The organism is Roseburia sp. OM02-15, from assembly GCF_003481835.1.
GTDB classification, from domain to species: domain Bacteria; phylum Bacillota; class Clostridia; order Lachnospirales; family Lachnospiraceae; genus Eubacterium_I; species Eubacterium_I ramulus_A.
The window spans coordinates 223,294-241,102 of sequence record NZ_QULX01000003.1; the positions used below are offsets into that span (position 1 = coordinate 223,294).

Below are 17,809 nucleotides of genomic sequence, written 5' to 3' on the forward strand. Positions count from 1 at the left end.
AGTTTAATCATTAAATATACACCAATACCAAGGAGGTCCTTTATGAAGAAAAAATTATTATCAACCCTGTTACTTGCAGGGACACTTTTAATAGGTTCTACAGTATCTGCTTACGCACAGGATGTTTCTTCCGATCCACTTCAGCCATATGAAGATCGGTTAGAAGAATTAAGCACTGAACTGGGTACTGACTTAGCAATCGTTGCTCCTGAAGATGGAACCATTGAAGATGCTATTGATTTTTATTCTAGCATGTCTATGGATGAATTTGACTCATATGTAAAAGATGCCTACGAAGAAGCGGAATCTTTAGATGTGGTTACAGAAGAATATGTATCTGAAGAGTCCTCGTCCTTGGACGTTGCACCTTTAGCCAGCATTGCTTATTATCAAAAATATTTTTACAACTCCGGAAACACCAATAACTATCTCTATGTTCGAGCATATGTAAACAGTGATACTTCAAAGTACACCGGAGAAGTATATGATATTGGCAGTGTTCAGAAATCATATCCATCATACAAATGCAAATCAGCAAGTTATAGTTTCTCCAGCAATAAAAAAACGATTACCTGCAATTACAGAGTAACGAAATATTTATCTAGCACACTAATAGAAACTACAACAAAAAATATCTCTTGCACATTTATAGCAAACGGTGGCAATATATCTGCATCTGGCAGCGTTTAATTATTTTGAAGAAAAGTGTTGAGAGCATCATGAGATGCCCCCACACTTTTCTTTTTTGGGGCAATCTTTTTCCAAATTAAGATCTATGTCATATCTTTTCAAAATCTATACTTATCAGTCCAATTTTTGCCGCCCAAAAACATGCATCCCGGATTCCCGCAATATAGGAAAGATCTGCATATCTGCCATCCAGTTTCTCTAACGTCTGGATATAAGCATCAATTTTGCTTCGTACCTCTTTTCCAAGCGGCAGATCCTCATACTCTCTTAACAGCTTCTCCAGTTTTTCCAGTTCCATCTTATAAACCGAATCTGTTTTTGCGTATTGATTCCGGGTAATATCAATCGCTTCTGCTACGGTTTTTTCCAATAATTCTTTACTTAGCATTTGTTCATTACTCCTTTTCGTTTACTCGAATATCTGTTCTATATATTTATATACGTTTTTTAAAGGAGTTTCATAACAAAAAAATCGCCACAATCGTGACGATTTACAAACTTTATTGTTTCATATTATCATTCTTTGGATTTAACTCTGAAAAGTCTGCTTCCTTTTCAACCGAAATAGCAATCACTGGATTTTTCAATCCCTTCCCATCCAAAAATGCAATCCGATCTGCAGAATAAAATTTCTGTTGTTCGAAACCTACTAAAACCATCTGCACCTCTGCTTCTGGTGGGAACTGCTCTAAATAGCGGATCAAATCCTCGTTCTGCACGTTCATCCCCCCCTTGCGCATTTCACATTCTACTTATCAAGTACCTGTTCGCAAGTATACCATATTCGGTCAGAAAACGCAAACGTACATTCGACTATTCTTTTTCCAATTTTTCCAGATATTGCTCCATGTCCTGTTTTTTCACACTAAATACCCGGATATTCTTGCCATCATTGAGCCAGTGTACAAACTGCTCCTGTTCCTCCAGACATAATATCCCTAACTGCTGCCGTTCCTGCATGATCTGCACACATGCGGGCAAATATAAGGGAAGCAATGAGACAACAGGAATCTGGAAGCGATCCCTTAACCTCTTCTTTAATCCATCCACAAGCTCTGGATGAAAAAACAGTCGCAAAAAAATTGTCCCGGCGTTTCCATTCGGGATATAATACATCCCCGCTTCCGGTGTTACGCGGTTATATGCCTGGTTTCGGTGAAACAGACGATACTCCTGTTCTTTGACATAATTTTCCATGATGATCTGCTCCATATCCGTCCCAAAGATGATCTGCCTTGCTGTTCCCATCTTCCCCCATAATTTAAACAACGTTGTCTGTGTATTTTCTTCCACCACTTTCATCCACTTGATATTGCGGTCTTCCATATTGTACAGTAGAATTGGCTCCTGCTGGAAGATCAGTATCCCGCACAGTTTGCTCCCCCTGTTTTCGTCGCTTTTCCCTTTGATCTCGTATGGCGCATAATAGACCGGAGCTGTGTCTGCCTGTTCCCGCTGGTTCGATAACGTTTCCTTCTTTTTGGGTTCATAGAACACCCCTGCCAGATACATATTATAGATTACCTGACTGATGGTTGCCCTCCGATATGACTTTTCCTCATTGACCGCCAACTGTCTTGCTTCATAACGCGCCATAATCCCAGGCACATCTTCCGCAATCTGCATGACACCATTCTTTTTAATGTGAAGGGTACGGGGACGACACCCAAATATGGTCTCTGCCTCACCTTTTTCCTTCATCTGCTGCATCATCTTTTTGTAATATGGTTTACTTCCACAAAGCTCCATGCAGATTTCCTTTTTGATTTCCCCGCCGGACATTGCCATGATGAGCAATATGCGACGTCGGATGGATTGTTCTGTCATTTATGTATTTCCTCAAAATATCAGGGTGGTTTACGGCGGCGGTGAAAGTTCTCCCTGTGGATAATTTCTCCCGTCAGGTGGTTCATCTTTTTGCAATTTCCGAACTACCGCCGCCTAACCTGGTTCGCTCCATTTCCTCACTGCTCAGTTAAATGCTGGTTTTCACACCTTTTTTAAGGGTATCTTTTCCAAAATAAATTTCTGACAAAAAGATACCCTACATTTCACAGGCAAAATCAATCCCAAAACCTTTGAATACATGCCTTTGGTGCCAAGTATAAACAGGTCTCATTTTTGTTTTGATCAGTATTGCAGGTCAGGAAAATATTTAGCTCAGTGCCCCGATCCGAATCAACATAGCCTAAAAAATGAAGCAGGTCGATTGCCTGTTTGAGTTCCACATTATCGGAATCACGCACCATATCCGCGGAACGATAAGAATGTTCAACGATCAGAACTGCCCCATCTTTCCAGTGTTCTTTCAAGTGGCTAAAACGTTTTGGATCTGCCACGGCATACTGATAAAGTGCCTGGCGGAGTGTATACATAAATACACATTCCGGCTTGGCTTTTCGGTGAGGTAGCAGTTCCGGAATCTGGATCTTGAGCATCTGATCCTTTTGTGTCACTGAAATATCCCACAGGTTCATCTCAAAGATATACTGTCTCGTCGCATACTGCTTGTTTACCTGACTGATGGCAGTATCTAAATTTCCGATCCCATTCGGGTTTTTCAAAAAACTCTGTCTCATACGGCAAGCCAGCGTCTCTACTTCTCTTAAACAGTATTCCATCTCTGCAAGTTCTGCTTCATTCTTTGATCCTGGCAAACACTTCTCTGTCTTGCCCGGATGCCGGCGTTCTTCCTGTACGGATATACCTTGTAATAACTGCTCCATAAATTCATTGTCATACATCGCGTTTCCTCCTGTTTTCTTCCTTATAATTACAGACCAATTACAAGATACTTGTTCTGTAATTAATGCGTTCTCTATTTTTGTCATACTTCGTATACATTAGATATACGGCGATTTTCTATTTTGGGAAACTAACAGAATCTAACAATCTCTTCTTGCTGAAATGCATATTATATTATACAATTAATGTAGTTGTTAATCTTTTAAGAAGGGAGAAGGGAATGGAATCAATCATCATTAAACCGGAGCGTGTGTTTCAAGAGGGGTATCGCTATTACATAAGCTACATCACGCATCCGGTAAAATGGAAATCCGCATTGCGGAAATGGTATTTTATTAAGTATGTCCGGGATTTGGATCTGTTCAGTTTTGAACGACAGCATTATCCTTACAACCTGGTATTTGTGTGCTGCAATCCACCAGAACAGGTTGCCGCCATACAAGCTGACTTTGAACACCGGTACTTTCAGTATATGAAAACCGGTGATATTGACGGGCTCATTGCTTTGCGGACAGAACGGCATGACTATCCCTGCTAGACTTTCGCCATTCCATACAGGCAAAAAAAAGACGGATGCCATAGGAATTTTCCTTCCTATAACAACCGTCTTTTTTCATGAATATATTTTATTTTTCTATCACATTTTCCATATGATAATTTGATAGATTCATCTTTCATCACTCACTTATGACAACACCTTCTTCCTTTATATTTTTATAAAAAGGTAAGGTGTCTACCCAATATTCATACTGCTGCTTTTCCTTAATGATAGGCGCAATATCAATACCGGTATCCATTTCTATTTCAAATGCAAGATCATAAATGCTGTTCTTTATCTGTCTGATTTCATCTTCTGACATCTTGACCAGAATCATAATATCAACATCTGAATTATCGTGGTATGTTCCTCTGGCATAAGAACCATACAGAACAACCCGAACCAGACGTTCGCCTAACATACGTTTTAATTCTCTGGAAAATTGGAATACTACATGATTTACTGCTTCTGGCATATTGTCATTCACATCCTTCCTGTTATGTTTTAATTATATCTTGCCATAACGCCAAAGTCATTACATGATATGAAAATTTACAGCGCATCATATCCAAAAACATCCCACAGGCTCTGCTGTTCCAATTTCATCCGCTTGCAGCGCTTTACGGTTGAGACGGAGCATCCACACTCTTTTGCAGTTTCTGTCACACTCCGTTCCTGTGCCGTCGCCCAGATGTCGATTTTGGAAGGATCTTTCTTCCAATATGGCATTTCCAATGCATGAAATGCCTCATTGACGCTATAACCCTTGAGAATCGCAAGGCATAGGGCATAATACCCTTCCTTGATTTTATCTTCCATAGCCCGGTTCATAGTTTTCACCTCCGCCAAAGCCCCCATTGCAATTCTCTGTATCATACTGTACGCGCGTATACACAGCGGTATTTCCTACCATAATAGGATTTTGCCCGCTATCCTGGCATGACATCATACCTGTCTGGCAATATGGTGCTGACAGTCCTGTTCCAAGTTCTGGCAGTGCTTCTGCTCCATCCTGCTGTGTATAACAGTCTGCACTTACAGGAGCTTCTGAATAATTGTCGTGTTCGTCCCATTCATGGCTCTCCTCTGGTGGCAGGTCATATCCGATCATACTCAGTGCCCTCGCGACTGCCGCTGTCTCTGCACTTTCCAAAAAGAAGTGCCCCGCCGCATGTGCATCACTCCATACGCGCATGGCATGAGCTGTTGCCAAAACTTCTCCTTCATTCTCGATTGTTGCCTTGACGATCGCCTGATACGGTGTCATAAGCAGTATTTCTTTTCGGATCAGCATCTGTGGCATTTCCCGTCTGGCCCATGCGATCCGAAAGCCCGCCTTGAGATAAAAACTGCCATCATCCAGCATGATCTTTCTCTTACATGGATCATCGCCCAGATCCTCACTGTAAACGCTGTAACCGGCATCTGACAACGCCCTTCCGATTGCGACTGTTTCCGCGCACTCGAAAAAAGAGGGCTCCTGTGGTTCACATCTCCGTTGGGAATAAGCTTCCGCAAGAAGTGTCGCATCATCACGATACACCTCTGCCTTTATCAATACGGACTCCACGAATCCAGGATTGTTATTCTGGCGGTCAAACCGCATCAGACTGGTACGGATCTTCCCTTTTGGATATTTCTGATAAAATTCCGAAATCCGGAATTTAACCGGCAGATACTGGGAGCCATCTTCCAATATAATTCTTCCCATCTTTCTTCCTTTCTTATTAAAAATAAGAAGCGGCTACATAATACAACCGCTTCTCTGACCATTTTCTATGAGTGATATGGTAAGGCTTCATCCATACCATTTGGGATTGGCATAAACCCGTTCCCATTTGGAATCATGATACCAGGCTCATTTGCATTTGGAGCCATCCCCTGGGCCTGGTTCTGTGTGTAGCCACCCTGGTTTCCACCATAATAGCTTCCCTGGTTTTGGTTTTGTGGCATATAGCCACTATTTGCGGGCATTCCGGCATTAGCTCCATAACCATTGTTTTGCATCGGGGCTGCACCTGCCATGCCATTTGGTGGCATCTGCATGTTATTTGGACCGGTCTGATAACCGTTTTGCTGCTGTGCATAAGCTCCATACCCCTGATTATTTGGCATCACATTCCCAGGCATTGTGTTCTCCTGCTTCGGACCGGCAAACGAGGTATCTTCTACCACGATCTCCGTTGTCGTGACCTTCTGGTTTTCATTGTTAACATAACTGCCTGTCTGCAGCCGCCCCGAAATACAGATCTGGGTTCCTTTGTGTAAATACCGCTCCGCAAATTCAGCACTTTTGCCAAAAACGACACAGCTAAAAAAATCTGCTGCCGCCTCTCCCTGCTTTTTGCTCTTTCGCGCCACTGCCAGACGATACCTTGCGATCGCCATCGCATTTCCATTCTTGGAATAACTGATCTTGGGATCTCCCACCAGTCTTCCCATCATTACAACCTTGTTCATTTTTTCCTCACTTTCTGCCTTACGGCTACATTTCTATTACAAAACCTGTATCTTCAGGATTTTGCCGAAAAATAAAAAAACAGCACAACACAGACCATTTCTGATCCATGCATGCTGTTTAACCATGCTTTCGCATTTTATATACTTGCCTAATTGGCATGTAAGACTTCTATATTATAATATATACGCCGTTTTTTCTCTGGCGGAAACTTCATATATGCTTCCGGTCATCACAGATGCAGCATATCATATTGATTACTGCCAGGATAAGGTACACCGGGCTTCCAAAGCAATCCGATAATGTCTTTAGATTCCCTACCATAAACCATATCCCGATCTGCATCAGGCACAAAAAAAACAGTATGATCCCGATGCAACGTACAAAAAGCAGCGTGTTTTTCCACTGTACAGACAGTGTTTTTCGGAAGCCTGCCAGCACTGGAACCATGCTGCAGCACAGATATGTAATGGTCAGTAGTTTCAGTACATTTTCCGATACCTGTATCATCTCAAGGTACGTCTGGATCATCACTTAGTGCACCACCTTTCCGATAATGTCCTCACAGCTCATACAGCCAAAACTTCTGGAGTCCATGGAATGCTCCCGGTTATCCCCAAGCAGGTATACCGATCCGTCCGGGACCGTCTGTGCCGGAATATCCGAGGTTTTTCCCACTGTATGATCGGATTCTGATATTTTCTGCCCGTTAACATATAACTGTCCATACTTACAGGACACCACATCTCCACCAATGGCAATGATCCGTTTGAGCAATGTGGTCTTTTCTTCTCCGGCACTATATTCCACACCTACCACATCGCCCCGGTTATATTCCTTCCCACGAAGGAGTAAGATAAACTGTCCATCCTGATAGGTTGGACGCATGGAAGCCCCCTGTACCTGACCGATCCACACATGCTGCATCAGCGCACAAAATACAAACAGTACAAGAAGGAGTTCCCCCGCATAACGGATCATCCGCTTTAATGCCTGTATTTTTCTTTCTTCCACCTCCTGCTCCCGGCTCAGTTCTGCCATATGTTCCCTGACCGTTTTTATCAGCTCTTTCCCTCTCGCAAAAAGCCCGGTCAACCATTCCATCCACTGCTTCTTTTTCTCTTGTAATTTTCTTTTCATCTGCCCTCACTTATCCGGCAGACTGGCGATCACAACCGGAAGAAGAAACAGAAAAACAAATCGATCCCTTCTTTGAGGAAATGTCCCATCCGTTTTTCCGTCCGTTTTAAAAATTCTTTATCCGCCTGATCCAGTGCTGCCATTTTCTTTAGCTCGTCTAATAATTTCATATCCATGTACTCTCCATTTCTCATTAATTTTCCATATCCCAGGCACCAAGGGATGCAGCGATCGCATCCAGGTCCTCTTCATTGAGTGCTTCCACTTCCGGTGCATACACAACCGGCTCTGGCTTTGGAATCTTTTTCTGGTCTGATTTTTTCTCCTGCCGCTTATCTTCTCTTTGCTCCTGCCCATTCACTTCCGGCGCAGCTTCGATACGCTCCAGTTCCCAAAGTCCCAACAGTTGCTTTTTCTCACGCAGGTACAGATCCAGTGCTTCCGCGATCACATGTGCCTTCGCACGCGTACCACAGCGGTTTAAGAATGCCGCTGCCTGGCAGTGTCCGGCGATCGTGCTGTTAAACCGGATCGTAAACTGATAGGGATTCTTTTTCATGATTGCTCACCCTTCTTTTTTTGCATCACCTGATACAACAATTTATATCCATGTACGTTTCCTTTAATATCCTCCAGAAACATATATCTGCCAAGCAATGGGGATTTCTCAATATATTTTTTCAGAAGGATCGCTCCACCGCCTAAGAACACCACGAAGGAATGTTTCAGGTCAATCTGAAATTCACGAAAAGAGGATAACAGACTGTCTACAAATGCCTGTGCTTCTTCTTCCACCAGTGTAATGATCTCCTCATCATACAGACTGGTGTCCCCACTTAAAATGGCATCCACATCGCTCTCTTCGATGATCGCGTCAAACTTTTTTAAGCACTTTTTATGTATGGTCTGATATAAAAGAGTCAATCCCTGCTCTAGGGAATCCGTATGCTCGATGTCAATCGTGCCACGCACCATGGTCAGATAATCCGTTGTGAATCCACCGATATCAATCCCAACAACGCGTGGGTATGGCTTAATTTGTGTAAACACCGTCATAATGGCAGCATAACATTGCGCGTATACATACACTTTTGTAATCTTCACCCGCCACGTTCTACCCTTATACCACACATATTGCGCATCCGACGTTTTAAAATAAGCTTTAAAATTGTCCTTTAAACGGGCATCCTCCATATGGGCAGGCGGCAATCCTCCAAGCATGGTAATGTAATAGGTTTTATCCGGATCATATGTGATCTCGTTATGGTTTTCCTTATAGTCCAGCTCTTTTGCAATCCCCATCATTGCCAAAACGAAGTAACGTTCCGTTTCTGACTTGTCCCTTAAATATTCCTGCCGTTTATTGGTCAGCGTGTAATATCTGCCCCGGTATCTGATATAATCTTCCGGGCGTGCAGTTGCAGGAATGGTGTTCTGTGGCACCACGCCTGAAATAGAGATTGAATGATCTGTTTTGACCTGTTTGTTTCCCGTGTCGATTGCGATTTCCATCTCTTGATTCCTCCTTATCTTACATTGTAATTATGCTGTAATTACATGTCTCTATTTATATATACGGATTTGGGATGTGTTTCATAACAAATATTTCTATTTTTCGACATTATTTTCAATCGCTTCCATACACACAAACAGTTCGGTCACCATCTCGCCAAGCCATTCCAGGGAGATATCCCGGTACTCCTGCCCGTTTTCCTTCCCATCTTCGATATAACAGCACCGTTTTCCCTCTTTCTCATATAGTTTGATCTTTAATTCCATTTATCTGCTCCTCTCGCTTTTTTCTTCTGTCCACTTTTTCAGTATAAAAAAATGCAGCCGCCACAAAATATATGCAGCGGCCGCAACCTTTCTAGTTCACATGATTCTTCTTTCTGTTTCGTGCCAGCAGGGCGATTCCGCCAACAGCCGCCAGGATACCCACGATCATAAGTACATACATGCTTTCTGTGTTTCCTCCGGTCATCGGCATGGTAAGCACTGCTGAATTTCCAATTTCAAATGTCAGGTCATAAAAACAATACTTCTGTGCCGCCTCATCCCAGACTGCCTGTGACAGATCTGCTCCTCGCTGTTGTGCTTCCTCTACGGTAAGCTCCATCGGCAGGGTGACGGTGATATTATCCTTCAGGAGATTTTTCCCGTCTGCTGTCTTAATCTCTGTGATCACATAATCCTGTGGAATCAGTCCTTCCCAACAGATTTTGCCGTCTGCATCGGTACTTGCAATATGCTCATCCCCTTCATCCACGCCGACCAGCCGGAATGATACCCCGGATAACGGGATCTGCTTCTCATCCGCACTCTTCTTGTAGATCGTAATGGAGCCGTACTGTGTCTCATCATAGGCTTCGATTTTCGGATTTTCTGCCAGGATACTTCCACTGCCAACGATTTCTCCCTGATAGATCTGTGGTGCCACACCATTTTTTTCCTGTCTGATCACCAGTTTCAGTCCGGTTGTCACATCCGTTTTTGTCTCTTCCTGTCCAGTAAAATACATGATTCCGGATAACTGGTAATGCACCGGTGCGGATATCTCCTTACAGGTATAGGTTCCAATCGGGAAAGCAATCGCTCCATCATGCTCATACAGATCATCGGACTGTAAAGTTCTGCCATCCTGCATCTGGTAAGTCGTAAGCAGGTCTTCTTTATCCGTTGCTGAAAATGTTCCGGTCTCATCCGTCCGATAATACCATTTCTTTGCAGGTGTTCCGTCTGTTGCTCCATTCACGTTCTCATAATATGCAATCTCAAATATGGCACCTGACAGGGCAGCATTTCCCGGTGCCTCTGCCGAATGTGAGCCAAGATCTAATTTCTGCAATGATAAGTCAAATGGATTACTTGCCGGCTCTTCCTTACAGCTAACCGTTGTTGTCTCTAAAGATTTCACCGTTGCGGCATGGATTCCAGCCGGAAGGTTCTCTTCCTGCTCGTTGCAGAGCAGGTACCCGTCAGATGCGGTCAACTCTTTCACATAATAGGTTCCTCTCCGAAGCGTCACTGTATTGGAGCTTCCATCCTCTTTCGTCGTCAGCGTCTCCACGCGGTTTGCATCCTGCATGGCATCTTCGACAGACTGATATACCCCGTATACAGCGCCTTTAATGTTATAACAATCATTGTCTTTTGAAAACGCTTCATCTGAAGAAGCTTTTTTCAGTGTCAAAAATCCCTTTTCCGGTTCATCCGTAAAGTCGATCTCCACTGCATGGGTGTTTAAAGAAAACGTCTGTTCCCAGACTTCTTCGTTGCGTTCATATCCTTTCGGTGCCTTCACTTCTTCCACCTTCCATGTATGGGTTGTCCCCTCTTTTAATGCTTTGAGTTTGTCATTCACAGAAGCAAGGACACTCTGTTTTGCCTTATTGTAAGCATTGCTCCAGTTTTTATAATCCAGTACCGGCTCATAGGCTTCTGCATAGTCGGTCCACAGGACATTGCCTCTCCAGTGGTAAGCCGCTTTTCCGTCTGCATCCGTAGTCACCGTTGCCACCTGTTTTCCATCCATGGAAACGGCAAATTCAGCGCCAGCTAATGCTGCACCCGTATCAGAATCCGCCTTTGTGATATGTATATCCAGGGACGGTGCCACTTTCTCCCTGGCCTTATAATGTGCCCGCAGGTAAGAAGTCCGGGTAAATACCACCCGGATGGCACCATAAGTTGGTGTAATGGCACTGGTCCACGTGCTGACGGACTGGTGTCCGGTTCTGGTATAAATCAGAAATGGTTCACTGCTATTCGGGATCGCATTTTTATAATAATGGATCGTCGTGGATTTTCCTGCCATCGACGCATCTGAACCAATCCAGATACCGACATTACTGCCATCCCATCCTTTGGAGACCGTTACGCCAGACTGTGCCGTAAAGGACGTATCATTCACTACCCCGTTAGTATCCTTAAGCCAGTATGACTGTCCGGCAGTGGCATACACCGTCCATCCGTCAAAAGAAGGCAGCTTGTTGTAAGAATAAAACCGGTTCCAGACATCCGCAATGGCAGCATCCACCTTGGCTCTTGTGTTTAAATGCTGACAGTTATGTGCGGTATTCCTTGCCCCGTCCGTCAAAACGTATCGTCCGTAATTTGCCGGGCTTTCATTTTCCTTGATCTCGGACCAGATCAGGTTTTGGACAAGGACATAACTGCATAGCCAGTCATTACCATAATAACTTTTTGCTAAATAGACCGCTTTGGTTAAATTGTTCGTCTTTTTATAGCTCCATCCGTACTTATCCATCAGCCATTGCGCCGCATCCCCATTCAGCCCGTAAGTGCCACCGGAAGCTCCGATATTGACGGAAGGCTCGATACACCATGCCAACTGATTGCCAAGCATCAGGTAAGATTCCGTACAATCCCAACTTCCGTCCTTATGGTAACAGGAGAACTGGTTCTCATATTTGGTAAGTGTTGCACTGCTTGCAGCCCGACTGATCGCACGCTCCGCACTGTTCATGGTTGCTGCCAGCGGTGTATCGACACCGGCCATGGAAAATATTTCTTCCGGAAGCACAGTATCGGGACCCGCTGTATCCGCAGCATCATTTTCCGACACAAATGTCCCAGTTACCGTTACATCATCTTCCGGCATGACAAAGAGCATGGTATCCGGATAAGCTCCATCCATTACCTCCGCCCCATCCGTGTCCGTAACGGCAAGTGCTGTCCCTTCACTGGTTGCTACGGTAAGGGACTCTAAGTGATAGCCCTCCTGCGGGGTAACCTGCAGATGGATCTGGTTTCCTGCCTGCAGATTGTCATCTTCCTTGAGTGCAATACTGCCATGTTCCACATGTGCAATCCGAACGGTATAACATGCTGCCTTCTCTTCTGCCGCCATTGCCGGAACGGATAACACTTCCAGGCATACGCTCAAAAGCACCGTCATACACACCAGCAGGATGGCAAGCATCCGGACAGGTATCTTTTTCATACGCATTTTTTACATCGCCTCCTTACTGTGCACAGCCGCCGCTAAAATAATAGCCGTATGCATGACCGTTATAATCGAATTTGACGTTGCCACCCTGCACATACCAGATACCATTTTCATTCTGGACGACACCGTTATAATTGAAATTCACTTTTCCATCCTGCAGATACCACCAGCCGGCATCATTTTTCGCCAATCCGGTATAGTTAAAATCAACCACGCCATCGCGGATCATCCACCAGCCGTTTTTATTATTTGCAACAGTGTTCGCAGATGCGTCAAACACCCCGTTTTTCACATAGATCCATCCTGCATCTGGTGTGATCCCAATGGTATCTTTCACGACTTCTGTTTTCGTGGTCGTTACCACACCATTATCCGCCCAGAAGATCCCATTCTCGTTTGCGACCAGTCCTCTATAAGACAGGTCCGCTTTTCCATCCCGTAAAAACAGCCATCCTTTACTGCTGTTTTTTGCCGTTTCATTTTCCGATACCTGTAATCTTCCGTTAGAAAACTGATACCATCCGCCATCATCCAACTGGATCAGACCATTGGTGTCCTGTTTCCAGCCGCCCTTCATATGCCACCAGCCCTCCCAGTTTGGAACAAGCAGGGAACCGGTATTTTTCTGCACGATGCCCCGGTCGATATAGCCGAGTACACCGGTACTGCTTTTTGGCAGGACCAGTGACGGCATGGTTGCATCTGTTTTATCCGTATCATATACATACTGATTTTTATCATTAATGTCCTGTGACACCTCTTTCCAGGTCACGCTGGCTTCCTTGATCGTCGCTGCCTGTGCAGGCACCAACGAAGCTGCCATGGCGCACACCATCAGACCAGTAAAAAACAGCCTCTTTGCTCTCTGTTTCACGCTTTCTTCCTCCTTTGTTTTTTTCTCAAGTGCTTTCCTGTCTGCACACAGGCCATGCAGATACAGCCAAGGATCAGGCACACACCGATCCTCCGGCACCAAAGTTCCCTTTGGATATCCGGTGTGGAAGCATCCTCTATCGGTTGCTCCTCTCTCTTTTCGTCTCCACTTTCTGTTACAGTAAAAGATCCCTGTCCGCTTTCCGTCCGCACACAATACACCACGTACCGGGATGCCCCATGGGATCTATAAGGATGACAGGTGATCAGGGTGAGCATGTCACGTCCCTCCTGGATCTTTAACCTTTCACTATCAGTCGGTGCGATCACCTCACAGGCTTCCACCTTATAACAAAGCGTTTCCCATGGGTTCTCCACAAAGACCGCATTCCCTGGTCGGAGCTTTTCGATCTCCTTAAAATACTTGCCGTTTTTCCACCCTCGGTGTGCCGCGATCACGCTGTTGGTATTCTTCCCGCCAACCGGCAGGGATGTTCCACCAAGCACTGCTGTACCAAGGTTTAAATGGGCATCGGTCGCTCCCACATAGAGCGGCAGGGTACAGTCCATAGCAGGGATAGAAAGAATTCCAATCGGCTCCCTGGCATCCGGGAAAAAATCTGGAACCACCTTCACCGCTTCGGCATCCCGAAATGCAGCCTGCTCCGTCTCAAAAAGCGTCTCATTATAGGCTTTGCTCTGCTCTAATACTGTCTCCGTCCATACGGTATCCTCGTTTTCCGCTTCCTGCTCCTGCTGCATGTCAGATATAGATCCTTCCGATTGAAACTGCCGGATCACCTGCTCCTGTTGGTGTTTTGTCCGGACAGCACTCCAGTCCGGATAGAAATACACGCCTGCACCAAGTGCTATGAGCAGGATGCCACACAACAGTCGCTTTTTCATTGCTCCCTCACTTTCCGTCTGTGCCGACTTAAGATCCGAATCATGACACCTGCACCGCCTGCTATACCGAAACCAAGTAACAGGGCATTAAGGTAAGCATGCCTCCAGGTAGAACTAACCTTGTCCTCTGTCTCCTGTCCGCTTGCCATCTCATAGGTCCGCTCTCCGGTGACCACCAGCCGATGCGTATTGATGCCATAGGGCGTGCAGGTAACAAGGGACACCAGATCCCTGTCTTTTTCGGGTGCCAGTGCCTGGGAATCTTCCGGCAGGATCACTTCCATGTCGCACACCTGATACGTCAGTGTCTCATCCAGCACGTGGATCAAAAACAGATCCCCGGTTTCAAGGTCTGAAAGATCACTGAACATCTGTGCCCGGTTCATGCCGGAGTGTGCCGAGATCACCGGACGGTTTCCGGCGCCGCCAACTGGCAGCGCCGTTCCTTCCATATGTCCTGCTCCCCACTGTAACACCTCCGCTGAAGTCGTGTGATATACTGGCAGATATACATGAATCTTTGGGATCTCTATAAAAGCGAGGATTCCAGAATCATCCAGTGCTAACTGGGAGGTATAGGGAAGCTCCGGTTTCTCCACGATCTGGGCTCCGGAAAAAGGATCTGACAGGGTTATGTGTGCTTCCGACAGCCATGTATTGTATGCAATGGCATCCTGCATAAGTTGTGCCTTCACATCTGACTGCTCTTTTGCTTCTGCCGCATAGACTGCTACACTGGACTGTGTATGGACCCGGTAGCACCAGTCACTGATCCATGGATAGCCGACCAAACTAATCCCACCAAGGATCAGCAGGATCGCGGCCACCCTTTTTTTCCATTTTTGTTTCATTTCTTCTTGAGATTGATGTGGAGTTCTCTTTTACGGGTAACAAGGTAACAACCGCCTGCCACTGCAACCACGCCAATGATCGTGACCAGATACAGTCCCATACCGCCGGTCTGTGGTAATAAAAATCCTTTCGTGTTATTGACGGTCAGCAGGACTTTTGCGTTATCTTCTGTCATTGCCGCATCCTTTTTATCGACCGTTGCGGATGCCGGTTTGATCGCCCCTACATACAGATCAGTCTTTCCGATGGTCCGTCCATTTGCAACCTCACTATTAGGAGCTCCTGCTGCAACCTGAAGCAGTTCATCCAACTGGTTCGTGACCAGATTGCCGTTTTCATCATAAATTCCGCCATGGTAATTTTTGACGATTTCAGCCGCAGCTTCGGCATCCATTCCGGTAACACCCGCGACGGAGGCGATTACATCCCGGTCTGTTGCGGTAATGTCTACTACGATCTGGTCTTTCAGCAAGTTGTAACCATCGTCCGTAGCTACTTCCGTCAACTGGTATTCATCTGCCTCTGTTCCATTGACCAGGATCTTTCCGGTCTCGGCATTCGGGATAAACGTGGTTGCTTTTGTTTCATCGGTTGTTTTTCCGGTCACATAATACACGCCATCTTCGGTTTCTGACGGTTCTGCCACAACATAGTACGCATCCGAAGCGTTATACAATTTGAACTGCACATTCTCGTAATGACCTTTTTTGTCTGAAAATGTCTTTGTGAGGTCTAATCCATAAGAGTACACATAATTTTTATCTTCCAGCATGTTATAGTAACCGTCCGATGTCCTGCTCCAGACCAGATTGACATCGTTTGGATTTCCTTCATCGCCCAAGACGACGGAATCATCCGAATGGACTGTTGCCGTATAATAAGCCACCATGTAATAATCTGATAATCCATCCAGATCATCTGCCCCCTCCGGGTTATTGGTTCCGGTTCCATTGATTACATTTAAACCGGCTTCCGTAAAAGAGAGTTTCAGGCATGTGGAACCGTCCGTCGTCACTGCTCCGGTATCCGGGTCCTGCACCGTCACATCAACATACTCCTGGGAATAGTCCCCGGAAGAAAGATTCCAGAGTAATACGGCATTCTTCGTGTTATTCGCGTTCGCATCCTCAGCATTATTGTAAAATGCGATCTTCAGATCCCTGTTGTATGAAATACCTTTCGATAAGGTATCCGTAAAGGTATATTCGCTGAGGAAGGTTGCCTTGGAGCCGATGTGCGGTAATTTGGAAACCAAAATGTAGTCCAGCACATCCCCTTCCGATGCCGTTGTTGTGTCCCGGTAAGCAAAATCTTCACTGTAACCTGCGCCACCTTTCCCTGCAGTCACGCCATCCGCGGTATATCCCCCGCGGTTGGCGACATATTTCTCCGCATTGATATCTTCCGTATTCTTGGCATTGGTGTCCTTATTAAATACAACCAGGGAATCCGAATCATTACGTGAGATATAATCAGATCCGGTATGTACGGTCATGTTCTTATCTGTTTTGGATGCTACACCGGATGCTTCTGAGATCGTATTGCTGTAAGCATTGCGGACACTTTTATCCAGTGTTGGATTTCCGGTCTGGTTTTTCGGGTAGACGACCATATCATACAGCCAGGATTCCCCGCCAGACTCATGCGCCTGTGTGCCATCCGCACTTTCAGAATTGGTCACCCCATCTTCCGCATGGCTTCCATTGCTCCCATAGCTGACACCGTCCTCACTGGTCTGAGCGCTAGTATTGGTAAATGGAAGCTGGACGAACCATGGATTAACGGTCTCTACTACCTGTTCTGGAACCTCTGTCTCCACAAACAGGTATAAGCCAAGCTGCAGGTCCTCCGCATGGGTATAGCCGTTCTTATCTGTCTTTGGAAGATTAACGACTCCTGCTTTTGTTTTCTGATCCGTTGTGGAGTCTTCAGTTCCATAATCATACAAGTAAGATTCCAGCGCATTTTTTGCCGCCACATTATCTTCTTTTAACAGAGCTTCCATGGCATCCGCAATCTTCTGGCTTGTCACATGGTAGACGCCGGTGTTATGGCAGGGATTTGCTTCTTTTTCGCCTGTCATGTCAACGTTATCTTTTCCTGTAAGTCCAAGGATCTTTGCCAATTCTGTCGGAATCTCATAAACAAGCTCAACGGTTGTTCCGGTGCCTTCCTGCACACTGTGTGTCTCCACGTTTCCAACACGCAGGTAAGAAAACTGCACCCCTTCGATTGCATAATCCTTTAAGGTACTTTCCACTCTGCTGTCTGCTTCTCCGGTTGCCTTATAAGTCCCCGCCTTATAATCGCCTGCTGCCTCCGCCGCAGTAATGTCGTATTTATATATGGAGATAGATCCTGTTTTTGATTCATCGATGATATCCGCATTCAGCAAATCGTTCTTGGTTGCCGTATTATTGGTAGTCACAGCCGATGTTGCTGCATACACAGTCGATGATACCGGTGCCAATGCCAACAGACCTGCAACAGCAACGACACCCATGCGTTTTCCATGCTTTAAAAATTTGATATAGCTCATTCTCTCATCTGGCGGATGATTCCGCCTGCTCCTTTCCGCTCTTGATTTTTTTCAAAAGTTGCTTCTTTTTCCGTATGGCCATACGCTTTCCCCTTG

Annotated in this window: 21 protein-coding genes; 2 read left to right on the top strand and 19 right to left on the bottom strand. The window is 45.4% G+C overall.

Annotated elements, in window-relative coordinates:
• Positions 1 to 42: 42 nt before the first annotated feature.
• Complete coding sequence (locus DXB15_RS04495) at positions 43 to 690, top strand: hypothetical protein (RefSeq protein ID WP_021738858.1); 648 nt, start codon at positions 43 to 45, stop codon at positions 688 to 690.
• Between the two features lie 88 nt (positions 691 to 778).
• On the opposite strand, the gene DXB15_RS04500 is transcribed toward DXB15_RS04495, so the two are convergent.
• The 4 genes from DXB15_RS04500 to DXB15_RS04515 form a co-directional block, all read right to left on the bottom strand.
• The gene (locus tag DXB15_RS04500) at positions 779 to 1,078 is read right to left on the bottom strand and encodes a hypothetical protein (protein WP_109216533.1); all 300 of its coding nucleotides are present in this window, start codon (positions 1,076 to 1,078) and stop codon (positions 779 to 781) included.
• A 112-nt stretch (positions 1,079 to 1,190) separates the two neighbouring features.
• The gene (locus tag DXB15_RS04505) at positions 1,191 to 1,409 is read right to left on the bottom strand and encodes a hypothetical protein (protein WP_109216532.1); all 219 of its coding nucleotides are present in this window, start codon (positions 1,407 to 1,409) and stop codon (positions 1,191 to 1,193) included.
• 94 nt (positions 1,410 to 1,503) lie between these two features.
• Positions 1,504 to 2,517: a hypothetical protein gene (locus DXB15_RS04510; protein ID WP_118702183.1), complete on the bottom strand. Its 1,014-nt coding sequence runs from the start codon at positions 2,515 to 2,517 to the stop codon at positions 1,504 to 1,506.
• A 236-nt stretch (positions 2,518 to 2,753) separates the two neighbouring features.
• The gene (locus DXB15_RS04515) at positions 2,754 to 3,434 is read right to left on the bottom strand and encodes a hypothetical protein (RefSeq protein WP_118702184.1); all 681 of its coding nucleotides are present in this window, start codon (positions 3,432 to 3,434) and stop codon (positions 2,754 to 2,756) included.
• A gap of 221 nt (positions 3,435 to 3,655) precedes the next feature.
• Here DXB15_RS04515 and DXB15_RS04520 point away from each other — a divergent pair, with 221 nt between their 5' ends.
• Complete coding sequence (locus tag DXB15_RS04520) at positions 3,656 to 3,973, top strand: hypothetical protein (RefSeq protein ID WP_109216529.1); 318 nt, start codon at positions 3,656 to 3,658, stop codon at positions 3,971 to 3,973.
• Between the two features lie 139 nt (positions 3,974 to 4,112).
• Here DXB15_RS04520 and DXB15_RS04525 read toward each other — a convergent pair whose 3' ends face one another.
• From DXB15_RS04525 to DXB15_RS04585, 15 genes are all read right to left on the bottom strand, one after another.
• Positions 4,113 to 4,448, bottom strand: a complete 336-nt coding sequence (locus tag DXB15_RS04525) for a nucleotidyltransferase domain-containing protein (protein ID WP_109216528.1) — start codon at positions 4,446 to 4,448, stop codon at positions 4,113 to 4,115.
• Positions 4,449 to 4,525: 77 nt separating this feature from the next.
• The gene (locus tag DXB15_RS04530) at positions 4,526 to 4,804 is read right to left on the bottom strand and encodes a hypothetical protein (RefSeq protein ID WP_118702185.1); all 279 of its coding nucleotides are present in this window, start codon (positions 4,802 to 4,804) and stop codon (positions 4,526 to 4,528) included.
• Positions 4,782 to 5,684, bottom strand: a complete 903-nt coding sequence (locus DXB15_RS04535) for a hypothetical protein (RefSeq protein WP_118702186.1) — start codon at positions 5,682 to 5,684, stop codon at positions 4,782 to 4,784. Before DXB15_RS04535 ends, DXB15_RS04530 begins: the two co-directional genes overlap by 23 nt.
• Before the next feature lie 65 nt (positions 5,685 to 5,749).
• The gene (ssb, locus tag DXB15_RS04540) at positions 5,750 to 6,433 is read right to left on the bottom strand and encodes a single-stranded DNA-binding protein (RefSeq protein ID WP_118702187.1); all 684 of its coding nucleotides are present in this window, start codon (positions 6,431 to 6,433) and stop codon (positions 5,750 to 5,752) included.
• A 211-nt stretch (positions 6,434 to 6,644) separates the two neighbouring features.
• Positions 6,645 to 6,962: a hypothetical protein gene (locus DXB15_RS04545; protein WP_147404766.1), complete on the bottom strand. Its 318-nt coding sequence runs from the start codon at positions 6,960 to 6,962 to the stop codon at positions 6,645 to 6,647.
• 3 nt (positions 6,963 to 6,965) lie between these two features.
• Positions 6,966 to 7,571, bottom strand: a complete 606-nt coding sequence (lepB, locus tag DXB15_RS04550; protein WP_118702189.1) for a signal peptidase I — start codon at positions 7,569 to 7,571, stop codon at positions 6,966 to 6,968.
• 29 nt (positions 7,572 to 7,600) lie between these two features.
• Positions 7,601 to 7,741 (bottom strand): hypothetical protein, encoded by a 141-nt coding sequence (locus DXB15_RS16890; protein ID WP_158582191.1) that lies wholly within the window; start codon positions 7,739 to 7,741, stop codon positions 7,601 to 7,603.
• Between the two features lie 23 nt (positions 7,742 to 7,764).
• Complete coding sequence (locus tag DXB15_RS04555) at positions 7,765 to 8,130, bottom strand: hypothetical protein (RefSeq protein ID WP_118702190.1); 366 nt, start codon at positions 8,128 to 8,130, stop codon at positions 7,765 to 7,767.
• Positions 8,127 to 9,083, bottom strand: coding sequence for a ParM/StbA family protein (locus DXB15_RS04560; RefSeq protein WP_021738845.1), 957 nt, complete (start codon positions 9,081 to 9,083; stop codon positions 8,127 to 8,129). Before DXB15_RS04560 ends, DXB15_RS04555 begins: the two co-directional genes overlap by 4 nt.
• Positions 9,084 to 9,179: 96 nt before the next feature.
• The gene (locus DXB15_RS16895; RefSeq protein WP_022036234.1) at positions 9,180 to 9,350 is read right to left on the bottom strand and encodes a hypothetical protein; all 171 of its coding nucleotides are present in this window, start codon (positions 9,348 to 9,350) and stop codon (positions 9,180 to 9,182) included.
• Positions 9,351 to 9,441: 91 nt separating this feature from the next.
• Positions 9,442 to 12,543, bottom strand: a complete 3,102-nt coding sequence (locus tag DXB15_RS04565) for a SpaA isopeptide-forming pilin-related protein (protein ID WP_118702191.1) — start codon at positions 12,541 to 12,543, stop codon at positions 9,442 to 9,444.
• A gap of 16 nt (positions 12,544 to 12,559) precedes the next feature.
• Positions 12,560 to 13,417 carry a hypothetical protein gene (locus tag DXB15_RS04570; protein WP_118702192.1) on the bottom strand — a complete coding sequence of 286 codons (858 nt, stop codon included), beginning with the start codon at positions 13,415 to 13,417 and terminating at the stop codon, positions 12,560 to 12,562.
• Positions 13,414 to 14,322, bottom strand: coding sequence for a class C sortase (locus tag DXB15_RS04575; protein WP_118702193.1), 909 nt, complete (start codon positions 14,320 to 14,322; stop codon positions 13,414 to 13,416). Before DXB15_RS04575 ends, DXB15_RS04570 begins: the two co-directional genes overlap by 4 nt.
• Positions 14,319 to 15,173 carry a class C sortase gene (locus tag DXB15_RS04580; protein WP_118702194.1) on the bottom strand — a complete coding sequence of 285 codons (855 nt, stop codon included), beginning with the start codon at positions 15,171 to 15,173 and terminating at the stop codon, positions 14,319 to 14,321. The genes DXB15_RS04575 and DXB15_RS04580 overlap by 4 nt, the downstream gene beginning before the upstream one ends.
• On the bottom strand, positions 15,170 to 17,713 hold the full coding sequence (locus DXB15_RS04585; protein ID WP_118702195.1) for a SpaA isopeptide-forming pilin-related protein: 2,544 nt from the start codon (positions 17,711 to 17,713) through the stop codon (positions 15,170 to 15,172). Before DXB15_RS04585 ends, DXB15_RS04580 begins: the two co-directional genes overlap by 4 nt.
• Positions 17,714 to 17,809: the final 96 nt, after the last annotated feature.